The sequence below is a fragment of the Bartonella sp. F02 genome (genome assembly GCF_026929975.1).
Classification (GTDB): domain Bacteria; phylum Pseudomonadota; class Alphaproteobacteria; order Rhizobiales; family Rhizobiaceae; genus Bartonella.
Genome location: NZ_JANHOK010000003.1, coordinates 12,909 through 25,114 on the forward strand (window position 1 = coordinate 12,909; position 12,206 = coordinate 25,114).

The window sequence follows — 12,206 nt, forward strand, 5'->3', positions numbered from 1 at the left end:
GGGTTATATTTTGGATTTTTCAGGGGTTCTTTATGCTGAGTGTTGTTTGTGGTTTGAGCAATCCCTTTTCCATTAAAATATGTATTGTTACGGGCGCTATATTGATAATATGTAGCAGAGCATAAAAGGTTATCTTTTCCTATCAAAAAAGAAGTATTAGTTTAGAAATGTGAAGCCATTGTTCGCTTTGTTAATAGATTCAAGGAATAAAGAATGATCTACGCGTTGCTTCGAGTAATAGATCTTATTTTCAGTATTTATATTAATATTTTGATTATTAATGTCATCTTCTCTTGGCTTTATACATTTAATATTGTGAATACACGTAATCGTTTTATCGCTATCATTGGGAACTTTCTGTATCGGGTTACAGAACCAGTTTTGAGTCGTATTCGATACTTTTTGCCTAATCTTGGAGCAATTGATATTTCGCCTATTGTGGTGTTTATTATTATTTACTTTATTCGTATCTTTATGTGGCGTGCGTATGCAGGTTTATTGTTATAAATGTAAAGATATTAGACAAAATAGATCCAGATGTTTTATCAAATTGATGCAAGTGGCTTGATATTATTTGTACGCCTTTCTCCCAAAGCGTCAGTTGATAAGATAGTGGGAATTGAAAGCAGGGATGATGGAAAACAATATCTTATTATACATCTTCGCGCTGTCCCTGAAGATGGGAAGGCTAACAAAGCATTAATTAAATTTTTAGCAAAGCAATGGAAGATTCCATCTTCTTATATTTCTCTTAAGAGTGGTACAACATCACGTTATAAGCAACTTCGTTTTTCAAAATCTTTAGAAGAATTAGAACAGATATTACTTTCTTTAAAGTTTTTGTGCAAAGAGAATTAAAAAAAGCCTTTTTAAAAAGGCTTTTTTCAAAGAGAAACTTTCTGTTTTTTAATTATTTATTACGTTTAATGGCTTGCTTAATTAATTCACGTGCATAGTCTTTATTACGCCAACCTTCAATTTTGACCCATTTTCCAGGTTCAAGATCTTTATAATGTCCAAAGAAATGCTCAATTTGTTTTAATGTAATTTCAGGAAGATCAGTATAATCGTGAATATTGATATACCTTTTAGTTAATTTAGGGGTGGGAATAGCAATGATTTTTTCATCTTTTCCACCATCGTCTTCCATCATGAGAACACCAATTGGACAAACATTAATGACACATCCTGGAATGAGTGGACGTGTGTTACAGACGAGAACATCAATAGGATCGCCATCATCAGAAAGTGTATGTGGCACAAATCCATAATTTCCAGGATAAAACATAGGGGTATGAAGAAAGCGATCAACAAATAAAAAACCAGATTTTTTATCCATCTCATATTTTATAGGTTGACCACCACAAGATACTTCGATGATAACGTTTACATCTTCGGGTGGATTCTTGCCTACAGCTATTTCTTTAATATTCATGTAAATATCCTTTTCGAAGCAAAATTGAGCTCGATATAATCGAGGCTCAATAATTTATTATTAGGTTACAGCTGATGAACGTGTTTTTTCAAAACGTTTTCGTTCATTCGGATCTAGATAAAGTTTTCGTAAACGAATATTTTTTGGAGTCACTTCAACAAGTTCATCATCTTGTATCCAAGATAAGGCGCGTTCTAATGTCATTTTAATAGGAGGCGTTAATTTGACAGCTTCATCTTTACCAGCTGCACGCATATTGGTTAATTTTTTTCCTTTTAAAACGTTGACTTCTAAATCGTTATCTCGGGAATGGATACCAACGATCATACCTTGATAGACTTTAACACCAGCGTCGATAACCATAGGTCCACGATCTTCTAGATTGAAAAGTGCATAAGCAACAGCTTCACCGTTATCATTTGAGATCATCACACCATTGGTTCGGCCACCAATTTCTCCTTTATAAGGTTCATAAGCGCGGAAAAGACGATTCATTATTGCTGTTCCACGCGTATCGGTCAGAAGTTCAGATTGATAACCAATTAATCCTCGTGTTGGTGCGTAGAAGACAAGGCGGACGCGATTTCCGCCAGAAGGGCGTAATTCTACCATTTCTCCTTTTCGTTCTGACATTTTTTGGACGACTGTACCAGAGTATTCTTCATCAACATCGATCACGACTTCTTCGATTGGTTCAAGAGTTATTCCATTTTCATCTTTGTGCATCACAACACGTGGACGTGAAACACTAAGCTCAAATCCTTCACGACGCATGTTTTCAATGAGAACAGCAAGTTGTAATTCACCACGTCCTGAAACATAAAAGGAGTCTTTATCATTAGACTCTTCAATTTTAAGAGCTACATTTCCTTCTGCTTCTTTTAATAAACGATCACGAATAACACGACTTGTTACTTTATCTCCTTCTGTTCCAGCAAGAGGGCTATCATTCACGAGAAAACTCATTGTAACAGTTGGTGGATCAATAGGCTGAGCCATAAGAGGTTCATTAACTGAAGGATCACAGAAAGTATCAGCTACAGTGCCTTTTTGTAATCCTGCGATTGCAACAATATCTCCGGCAGAGCTTTCTTCAATGGGTTGGCGTTCTAATCCACGAAATGCCAAAATCCTTGAAATACGTCCCGTTTCTAAAAGTTTTCCATCTTGTCCCAGAACTTTAACATTTTGATTGGATTTTATAGATCCTGAATGAATTCGCCCAGTAATAATTCGTCCTAAAAATGGATCTGCTTCAAGAATAGTCCCGATCATGCGGAAAGGTCCTTCAGCAATAGTTGGGGTAGGGACATGGCGGATCACGAGATCGAATAAGGGACTTAATCCTTGATCTTTTGGTCCTTCAGGAGTTTCAGCCATCCATCCATCGCGACCCGATCCATAAAGAATGGGAAAATCAAGTTGCTCATTAGTTGCATCGAGAGCTGCAAAAAGATCAAAAACTTCATTAATAACTTCATCGGCACGTGCATCGGGTCGGTCTATTTTATTGATGGCAACAATGGGACGTAGTCCTACTTTAAGTGCCTTCCCGACGACGAATTTTGTTTGTGGCATAGGACCTTCAGCGGCATCAACGAGAACAATGGCTCCATCAACCATATTGAGGATACGTTCAACTTCTCCACCAAAATCAGCATGACCAGGAGTGTCGACAATATTAATCCGTGTATCTTTCCAAACAACAGATGTTGCTTTTGCTAGAATTGTAATACCGCGTTCTTTTTCAATATCATTTGAATCCATCATACGTTCGCTAGTACGCTGATTATCTCGGAAGTTTCCTGATTGTTTAAGGAGCCCATCTACGAGTGTTGTTTTACCATGGTCAACGTGAGCAATGATGGCAATATTCCGCAATTGCATAATTTTTTCTTCTCGTTTAGTGAAATTCATTTAAGTTAAGGCTTTTATATTCCTTATCTGGCACTTTGAAGTCTTGTACATTTTTTTTTATAATTTGGAAAGAGGAAGAACTTTTTTTATAAATTATTAAAGAAATTTTTGTGCGTTTTTATCTCTTTATATATTTTGAGAAATATATTTGCATACACTGCATATATGTTTTTCATATTAGAGTATGAGTTGAAAGAAAAAACAATGCAATCTGTTTTTTATAGATTAAAGCGATTTTGGATTGCATTGAATGAGTTTCTTTGCGTTAGAGGAGTGTACCCGATAAAATGAGAGAAGCAACAGAAAAATAGATTATAATTCCCATAACATCCACTAACGTTGCAACAAAGGGAGCTGAAGCGCTCGCAGGATCGAATTTCAAATGTTTGAGGATAAAGGGAAGCATAGAACCAGATAAGGAACCGAATGTTACAATTCCTACCAATGCTGTTCCGACTGTTATGGCAATGAAAATCCAATGTTCACCATAGTTATAGATACCAAGTTTCTGCCAGAGAGCAATACGCATGATACCAATAATTCCGAGGATGAGGCCGAGAGATATTCCTGTTGGGATCTCACGCATGATCACTTTCCACCAATCTTTCAATGTTAGCTCACGTAAAGCCAACGCACGAATAATAAGGGATGTTGCTTGTGAACCGGAGTTTCCTCCCGAGCTCATGATGAGAGGAATAAAAAGTGTAAGAGTGATAACTTTTTCAAGTTCTGTTTCAAAATATTGCATAGCGCTTGCTGTTAACATTTCACCAATGAAAAGTAAGGCAAGCCAACCTCCACGTTTTTTCATCATTCCAAAAAAGTTAATTTGCATATAAGGCTTGTCTAAAGCTTCCATCCCCCCAAATTTATAAGCATCTTCGCTCATTTCATCGACCATAGTATCAAGAACGTCATCGACTGTTACGATACCGATGACGTGGTTATCGTTGTCAATGACAGGAACAGAAAGAAGGTCATGGCGCTGAAAAAGACGTGCAATATCTTCATGATCTGTAAAAGGTGATATTGTAATAGGTGTGTCATGTGTAGAGACATTTAAAATTTGATCATCAGGAGAGGCAAGAATAAGGGTACGAAGCGAAACGGCTTTTAAGAGTGTTCCTGTTTTGGGATCAATAACATAACTTGTGTAAACTGTTTCACGTGTTCGTTCAACATCACGAATATGATCTAAAGTTTGTTTTACAGTCCAGTTTGCAGGAATGGCTATAAATTCTGTTGTCATTAATGCACCAGCGGTATGATCGGGATAACTGGTGAGTTTTTTTAATTCAGTTCGTGTTAAAGGATTGAGGAGTGCATAAAGGCGTGTGCGTGTTTCTTTGTCCATTTCTTGAAAAACGTCTGCAGCAGCATCTGCGGACATACCATCAAGAATTTCAACAGAGCGATTAATAGGAAGAAGTTCAAGAATGGCAGCAGGTTGTTCAAGTTCTGGCTTGTCAAAAAGCTCAATCGTGTAATCAAGCGGCAAAAGGCTTAAGATAGTTACACGTTCCATGATATCAAGACCATTGATTATATCGATTGAATCAGCAAAATGGTAATTTTTTAATTCTTCGGCAAGAGTTTCAGGAGAAAAGTTTTCAAAGTCGAAGGTTGTTTTGATTTCAGTCATGATACAACGCCTTCCAAAAGGTTGGAGAATTTTGGATCCAGATATATGGATTAAGATAAATTAGATAAGGTAAATCAAAGTTATAAAAAACTAAGAACAAGTTCCTTTCAATTGTGGGTATTTTTAATCAAATCAAGGACAAAGCGCAAGCTATAAACGCTGTATTTATTCAATGAATGGCATTTTGACCTTTATACATTTTTTATTATAAATTAATATTTCATTTCTTATGATGTATATTAAAACATAGATTAGAAATTTTGTTTTGCGTGCGGTCATTTGTGATCATATCGTTTAGAGTAGAAAATTGATAATAATTTTTTAAGCTTATAGTGGAGACAGATAAATATTATGGCAAAAAAGGCAGTGTTGGATTGGAAGGGATTTGCAGGTCTTCCTGATTTTACTTCAATAGATGATGACGACTTCAAACCTGCTTTTGAACACGCTCTTCAAGAAGCGGAAGCAGAAATAGAGGCGATTGCGATTGTTCCAGAACCACCAACACTTAAAAATTTTTTGGAACCTCTTGAACTTTTGGGAAAAGCTCTTGATCGTGTCTGTGCAATATTTTTTATGCGTTCAGGTGCACATAGCAATGCATTGATACAACAATTGGAACAAGAATTTGTTGTTAAGCTTTCTCATTATTCCTCAAAAATTATGATGGATCCGAGAATCTTTGCGAAGATGGATGCTCTTTATACGCAATCTCAGCAAGGTATGTATGATCGTGAAACGACACGCGTCATTGAACTGTGGTGGAAAAAATTTGTTTGTAATGGTGCACAACTTGATGAAAAAAGTAAAAAGCGTTTTGTTGAAATTGATGAAAGACTTTCTCTTTTAGGGGCTACCTTTGCTCAGCATGTTTTAAAAGATGAAGCTGAATGGGTTTTGTTTTTAGAACAAACAGATTTATCTGGTTTACCTGAAGATCTCATTGCTGCGATGAAGGAAATTGCCTGTGAAAAAGGTCGGGATGATGTTTATGGATTAACATTAGCGCGTTCTATTGTTGAACCTTTTTTAAAATTTTCTGATCGTCGTGATTTGCGTGAAATAGCTTTTACAGCTTGGTCTAAACGAGGTGAAAATGGTAATGATAATGATAACCGAGAGATTATTGTTGAGACGATTGCTCTTCGAAATGAAAAAGCTCAATTGTTAGGTTATCAATCTTTTGCAGATTTAAAACTTGATAATACGATGGCTAAGAATGTTGATGCTGTTATGAATTTACTCACACCTGTGTGGGAACGAGCACGAGCTAAGGTTATTACCGAACAAGCTGAATTACAAGATTTAGCTAGAAATAAAGGAAGTAATGAATCTTTAGCAGCTTGGGATTGGCGTTATTATGCTGAGAAATTGCGTACAGAAAAATTTTCTTTCAGTGAAGCTGAAGTTAAACATTATTTTCAGCTTGATCGCATGATTGAAGCAGCTTTTTCGGTAGCAAGAAGACTTTTTGGAATTTCATTTGAAGAAAAAGTTGATATTGCGCTTTGGCATCCTGACGCACGTTTGTGGGAAGTAAGAAAATCTGATGGAAGTATCCTTGGATATTTTATCGGTGATTATTTTGCTCGTTCTTCAAAACGATCTGGTGCTTGGATGAGTGCTCTACAATCTCAGCATAAGTTAGATCATGGACAAAAACCCATTATTTACAATATTTGTAATTTTGCTAAACCTCCAAAAGGAGAAACAGCTCTTTTGTCTCTTGATGATGCACGAACACTTTTCCATGAATTTGGGCATGCATTACACGGTTTGCTTTCTGATGTAAAATGGCCATCTGTTTCAGGAACATCGGTTCCACGCGATTTTGTTGAACTTCCTTCTCAGCTTTATGAACATTGGCTAACTGTACCAGAAATATTACAATCATATGCTACGCATGTAAAAACAGGTGATCCTATACCACAAAATTTGATGAATAAAATTTTGTCAGCGCGAACATTTAATGCTGGTTTTTATGCTGTTGAATTTCTTTCTTCAGCGTTAATAGATATGGCGTTACACCAGGGAGCGGCAATATCCAATCCAACAATATTTGAAAATGAGGAACTGGATAAATTGAAAATGCCAAGTACCATTGTTATGCGTCACCGTCCTGCACATTTTGCACATGTGTTTTCAGGTGATGGTTATGCTGCTGGTTATTATTCTTATATGTGGTCGGAAGTACTTGATGCTGATGCATTTCAAGCTTTTGAAGAAACGGGTGATGTCTTTAATCAAGAGCTTGCTGATCGTTTGAAGCGTTTTATTTACTCGGCTGGAGGAAGTTCTGATCCAGAAGAACTTTATAGAGAATTCCGAGGACGTATACCTTCACCAGAAGCAATGATTAAAAAGCGTGGATTGTTAGTATAATGTTTCTATAATAAAAGCGGTGTGGTATGTGCCACACCGTTTGATAATTTTGATTATAAATAATTGAGTTTCATCTCTGTTTTTCAGATTGTTTGAAATTTAATTTTAGTATTTTTAAAAATGCTGTGGCAAAGAAAAATTATCAGCTCTATTCATTGGAGCGTTGTTTTTATAGTTCCGTGGTTGTGGTATCAGACTTTGGTCTATTGTATAAAGTAAATGAGTGTTTTGTTTTGCCATTTCGTCAAGACTTATGGGTGATTGACGTTTTGTGCTGTATTGTTTTTGTATAGATTTTGAAATATTGAGTGTAGTGAAAGACGTATTGTTATGAGAGAATATGTCAAAATTTAAAATCGTCTCCAACGGTTTCTCTAAATATAAAATAAGTTTTCTTTTTCCTTGAGAAGTAAAATTAGTACCATCAGAGGTTCGTAGCTGAATTGTTTTACCGTTCGCACTATCATCTGAGAAAGAAAATTGACCTTGTTGATCAGTAAAACCACGCCAAATATCTACAAAACGCCCTCTTGCTGCTTTTGTTACATTTTCATAGAGTTCATTCAAAATTTTCATTTTTTGTGTGAGATTTTGACTCTTAAAAACAGGTTGCCCTACCCATATCCATGGTTTTCCAGAGTTATCAAGATTTTCAGTCATTTTAATAACTCTTTGTTTATAAATATTGATCCATTCTGGTTGAGAAGGATTGAGTATTTCATCGGATGTCGTGAGTGGTTGGTTATCATTGGCACCAATGATGATGATAATGACATCAGGATTGTTTTTCTGAATAAGATGAACAATATTATCATTCCAAGAGTAGTAATCAGTACGTACTAAACCTGAAGCTGGTACGGTGTTATCTATAATGATAAGATTGACATTATCAGCAGAAAGTTTCTTAAGTTCAGAAGCAACGGCGGAAGCGACAAAATCTCCTACGACGAGAATTCGTTTTGCATTGTCCTTTTTTGGCTTTTGTATTGTTTGTTGTGTTGCAGTTTTTAGTTGTGGTTTATATATATTTTTTTCTGTCATTGGTTGTTGTTGTGCTTGCTCGCGATTTTTATGATTGAATAACAATTCGAAAAAGTTGTGCACAGGGTTTGCAGATAATTCTGTAATGCAAAATGCAAGCGTTGAAATTATCAAAAAAATCAAAGAGATTAAATGAGAACGATACAAGCACTTTGCTCCATCTTATTTTTTTCTGATAAGGGAAAGAACCTCATAGCTTGGGTAACCATTTGCTTCTAAACCGTGATGCAACTGAAAAGCTTTAATGGCTTTCTTAGAAGCTGTTCCGATTTTTCCATCAATTTCTCCTGTATAATGACCAAGCGCAGTTAAACGCGATTGCAATTCTATCCGTTCTTGATGGGTAATGGGTTTAAAAGGGCGGTTCCAATCTTGTACTAATTTGGGATGTCCTGCAATACGATCAGCTAAAAGCGCAACGGCGAAAGCGTAACGGTCTGCATTATTATATCGTTTAATAACAAAGAAATTTTTTGTTACTAAAAATGCAGGTCCTTCTAGTCCATCGGGCAATTTCAATTTTGCTAATGCAGATGGAGAAGAAAAAGGCTTTCCATGTGCATGCTTAACACCTAGTTTTTCCCATTCTTCAAAAGAGAGCCACTCTTCAGGGAACTTTGTTCCATTTGGTAATTTGACTTCAACTCCCCAATGTAGATCAGATTGCCAACCATTCATGTGGAGTAGATTAGCAGCAGTTGCGAGTGCATCTGGAATTGATGTCCAAATATCGCGATGCCCATCTTCATCCATATCAACAGCGTAAGCGAGATAGCTGCTTGGAATAAATTGTGTATGTCCTAATGCTCCAGCCCAAGATCCAGTGAGTTGCGAACGATGAATTTCACCGCTTTGCAAAATTTTCATGGCTGCAATAAGCTGTGTTCGTGCATATTTTGCACGTTTGGGATCGGCATAAGCTAAGGTTGCAAGCGAACGAATGGTATCACGCATTACACCTTTATTTTCTAAGATTTTTCCATAATTGCTTTCTAATGACCAAATAGCGAGGAGAATATTTCGGCCAACACCAAAACGTTCTTCAATCTTGTGTAACCATTTTTCCCATTTTTTGTGTTGACGTTTTCCTTCCATAATGGCGAGATCATGAATACGATTATCAAAATAACTCCATGAAGAATCAATAAATTCTGGTTGATGTGTTGCTCTTTTTAAAACTTCTGGGTCTATTGTGTGCACTGTTTTAAAAGCCATCTCAAATGTGGAGGACGAAATATCATTAGCTAAAGCTGTTTTTTTGAATTCTTGAATCCAGCGCTGAAAATCATCATTAGAGTGCGCGAAAGAGGGAGTAGATATTGAGAAAAAAGAAAGAATAGATATGAAGCTAAGGATAAAGATGTTACGATTGATTAACTTGCTCAAGAAGGAAAATAGATTTAATCCTGCTTTTTTCATTTTTCACCCCTCAATATTTACGACATTTAAATATGCGTAATTTTAATTGTATTTGGTTTAGGAAAAGATGTTGTCAAGATAAGAAAAAACCGAATTATGTCCATTAAACAGTGTTCTTATCAATGTCTTTATTGCATCTTGGTCTTTCTCGTTATAATGGCAATTCATTTGAGAGAATATCTTTTTTGATCATTTTAGTTAAGATAATGATAAAATGAGAAAACGGTATGTTTTTTTAGGAGGGTGTGGGTGCGTAAAATTCGTAAAGCAGTATTTCCTGTAGCAGGCCTTGGCACACGTTTCCTACCAGCAACGAAAACAATTCCTAAAGAAATGCTCCCTGTTGTTGATAAACCGGTTATTCAATATGTTGTCGATGAAGCACGTGAAGCGGGGATTGAGTATTTTATTTTTGTCACTGGACGCAATAAGGCCGTTATAGAAGATTATTTTGATATGCAAGTTGAATTATATACGACACTTGAAAAACGTGGTCGAAAAGATGAACTTGAATATTTACAAAATTTGCAACTTTTACCAGGAATGACTTCTTTCACCCGGCAACAAGAACCTTTAGGTCTTGGGCATGCTTTATGGTGTGCACGTGAGTTAATTGGAAATGAACCTTTTGCTTTGTTATTACCGGATATGGTGATGCAGGCTGAAAGGGGTTGCCTTTCCGAGATGATCAGTCTTTATGAAAAAATAGGGAGAGGAAATATTGTTGCTGTTCAGGAATGCAGTTTTGAAGAAGTTCATAAATATGGTATTGTTGGGAAAGGTAAAGAAGTTGAAAACGGTTTCAAAATTACAGAAATGGTAGAAAAACCAACGAAAGAAACTGCTCCATCCAACTTATATATCAATGGGCGTTATATATTACAACCAGAGATTTTTGGTATTCTTTCTAATCAAAAACAAGGAGCAGGAGATGAAATTCAGTTAACAGATGCTATGGTTCATCTTTCAAATGAACAAGATTTTTTTGGGTTTCAATTAAATGGATACACTTTTGATTGTGGATCTAAAACGGGTTTTATTGAAGCAAATGTTGCCTTTGCTCTAGCGCGTGAGGATATGCATCAGCAGGTGTCTGCTTCATTAAAAAATTTACTTGAAACCGTTAAAATTGAAAAATGATATGGATCTCTTTATTGATTTCATTTATCAAATGTTGTCATGATTACACAATCTTCTGATATGTTTTTTTTACAGAACGCGATTACATCAGCGCTGAAAACCATTGCGAGTGAAAAACAAGGGCTTGAAGCGCTTGAAATCGCTTTGAGTAAAGATCTCCATTCCTCATTTAGTGCAGCTGTTCAAACGATTAAGAATGCGAAAGGTCATGTGATTATTACTGGACTTGGTAAGAGTGGGCATATTGGTACAAAAATTGCTGCAACTTTAGCATCAACAGGAACGCCTGCTTTTTTTGTTCACGCTGCAGAAGCTAATCATGGCGATCTTGGTATGATTAGTTCTGATGATGTTATCCTTGCTTTATCGTGGTCTGGTGAAACTACGGAATTAGGCGGTATTATAAATTATGCTGCGCGTTTTCGTATACCGCTTATTGCGATGACATCAGGTGAACATTCCATATTAGGACAACAGGCAGATATTGTGTTGTTGTTACCTAAAATAGAAGAAGCTTGTCCTCATGGGCTTGCCCCGACAACTTCAACTGTTATGCAATTAGCAATGGGAGATGCACTTTCTGTAGCACTTTTAGAAATGCGTGGTTTTACTGCGACGGATTTTAAGATTTATCATCCTGGTGGTTCTCTTGGAGCCAATCTTAAATATGTCCGCGATATTATGCATCAAGGAGATAGTCTGCCTTTGGTCATGCAAGGTGTATCTATGACTGAAGCCATGAACATTTTAGTTCAAAAGCATTTTGGTTGTGTAGGAGTTGTCAATCACACAGGTGAATTGATTGGGATTGTGACAGATGGTGATCTTGCACGTAATATCCATTGTGATTTATCAAAATTTCATGTTGATGAAGTGATGACAAGAGATCCTAAAATTGTCAATCCAAATACATTGGTAAGTGCTGCAACAGCGTTTATTAATGACCATCATATTGGCGCTTTTTTTGTAGTTGAAGATAAAAAGCCCGTAGGGATTGTTCATTTTCACGATCTTTTGCGCATTGGTGCTATTTGAGTTAGTGTGTGTGAGTATTCGATGGAATGTATGATTGAGTGATAAAATAGTATTAATCTTTAAGAACAGACTCTTAATAGAATATTATTTAGAAACATTGGTTATGTATGTTCCATAATACATTACAGATTTTTTTCAAATTGCAATTGTTGCAATGTTTTTATGACTTTATACTGTAGTTCTATCAAAAGAATA

The 12,206-nt window shown here is 36.1% G+C and carries 10 protein-coding genes; 5 read left to right on the forward strand and 5 right to left on the reverse strand.

The annotated features are described in order from the left end of the window. Positions 1-213 precede the first annotated feature (213 nt). The gene (locus NPY00_RS02915; protein WP_269020581.1) at positions 214-507 is read left to right on the forward strand and encodes a YggT family protein; all 294 of its coding nucleotides are present in this window, start codon (positions 214-216) and stop codon (positions 505-507) included. A gap of 30 nt (positions 508-537) precedes the next feature. Continuing rightward, positions 538-858 carry a DUF167 domain-containing protein gene (locus NPY00_RS02920; protein ID WP_269020582.1) on the forward strand — a complete coding sequence of 107 codons (321 nt, stop codon included), beginning with the start codon at positions 538-540 and terminating at the stop codon, positions 856-858. 52 nt (positions 859-910) lie between these two features. On the opposite strand, the gene ppa is transcribed toward NPY00_RS02920, so the two are convergent. The 3 genes from ppa to mgtE all read right to left on the reverse strand — a co-directional run bounded on the left by ppa (position 911) and on the right by mgtE (position 4,994). Continuing rightward, on the reverse strand, positions 911-1,435 hold the full coding sequence (gene ppa / locus NPY00_RS02925; RefSeq protein ID WP_269020583.1) for an inorganic diphosphatase: 525 nt from the start codon (positions 1,433-1,435) through the stop codon (positions 911-913). 60 nt (positions 1,436-1,495) lie between these two features. After that, complete coding sequence (gene typA / locus NPY00_RS02930) at positions 1,496-3,322, reverse strand: translational GTPase TypA (RefSeq protein ID WP_269020779.1); 1,827 nt, start codon at positions 3,320-3,322, stop codon at positions 1,496-1,498. Positions 3,323-3,617: 295 nt separating this feature from the next. Beyond that, positions 3,618-4,994: a magnesium transporter gene (mgtE, locus tag NPY00_RS02935; RefSeq protein ID WP_269020584.1), complete on the reverse strand. Its 1,377-nt coding sequence runs from the start codon at positions 4,992-4,994 to the stop codon at positions 3,618-3,620. A 351-nt stretch (positions 4,995-5,345) separates the two neighbouring features. Between mgtE and NPY00_RS02940 the strand changes: the two genes are divergently transcribed. Then, positions 5,346-7,376, forward strand: a complete 2,031-nt coding sequence (locus tag NPY00_RS02940; protein WP_269020585.1) for a M3 family metallopeptidase — start codon at positions 5,346-5,348, stop codon at positions 7,374-7,376. Positions 7,377-7,490: 114 nt separating this feature from the next. Here the strand turns inward: NPY00_RS02940 and NPY00_RS02945 are convergent, their stop codons facing one another. Further along, positions 7,491-8,417 carry an SGNH/GDSL hydrolase family protein gene (locus NPY00_RS02945; RefSeq protein ID WP_269020586.1) on the reverse strand — a complete coding sequence of 309 codons (927 nt, stop codon included), beginning with the start codon at positions 8,415-8,417 and terminating at the stop codon, positions 7,491-7,493. 162 nt (positions 8,418-8,579) lie between these two features. Then, positions 8,580-9,836, reverse strand: a complete 1,257-nt coding sequence (locus NPY00_RS02950; protein WP_269020587.1) for a lytic murein transglycosylase — start codon at positions 9,834-9,836, stop codon at positions 8,580-8,582. A 249-nt stretch (positions 9,837-10,085) separates the two neighbouring features. On the opposite strand from NPY00_RS02950, the gene galU reads away from it, so the two are divergent. Further along, positions 10,086-10,976, forward strand: a complete 891-nt coding sequence (gene galU / locus NPY00_RS02955; RefSeq protein WP_269020588.1) for a UTP--glucose-1-phosphate uridylyltransferase GalU — start codon at positions 10,086-10,088, stop codon at positions 10,974-10,976. Between the two features lie 39 nt (positions 10,977-11,015). After that, on the forward strand, positions 11,016-12,011 hold the full coding sequence (locus tag NPY00_RS02960; RefSeq protein ID WP_269020589.1) for a KpsF/GutQ family sugar-phosphate isomerase: 996 nt from the start codon (positions 11,016-11,018) through the stop codon (positions 12,009-12,011). Positions 12,012-12,206: the final 195 nt, after the last annotated feature.

Bases quoted from the DNA above. Each gene is read 5' to 3' on its own strand.
- NPY00_RS02915 (WP_269020581.1), top strand. From the start codon at position 214: ATGATCTACGCGTTGCTTCGAGTAATAGATCTTATTTTCAGTATTTAT.
- NPY00_RS02920 (WP_269020582.1), top strand. From the start codon at position 538: ATGTTTTATCAAATTGATGCAAGTGGCTTGATATTATTTGTACGCCTT.
- ppa (WP_269020583.1), bottom strand. From the start codon at position 1,435: ATGAATATTAAAGAAATAGCTGTAGGCAAGAATCCACCCGAAGATGTA.
- typA (WP_269020779.1), bottom strand. From the start codon at position 3,322: ATGCAATTGCGGAATATTGCCATCATTGCTCACGTTGACCATGGTAAA.
- mgtE (WP_269020584.1), bottom strand. From the start codon at position 4,994: ATGACTGAAATCAAAACAACCTTCGACTTTGAAAACTTTTCTCCTGAA.
- NPY00_RS02940 (WP_269020585.1), top strand. From the start codon at position 5,346: ATGGCAAAAAAGGCAGTGTTGGATTGGAAGGGATTTGCAGGTCTTCCT.
- NPY00_RS02945 (WP_269020586.1), bottom strand. From the start codon at position 8,417: ATGACAGAAAAAAATATATATAAACCACAACTAAAAACTGCAACACAA.
- NPY00_RS02950 (WP_269020587.1), bottom strand. From the start codon at position 9,836: ATGAAAAAAGCAGGATTAAATCTATTTTCCTTCTTGAGCAAGTTAATC.
- NPY00_RS02960 (WP_269020589.1), top strand. From the start codon at position 11,016: ATGATTACACAATCTTCTGATATGTTTTTTTTACAGAACGCGATTACA.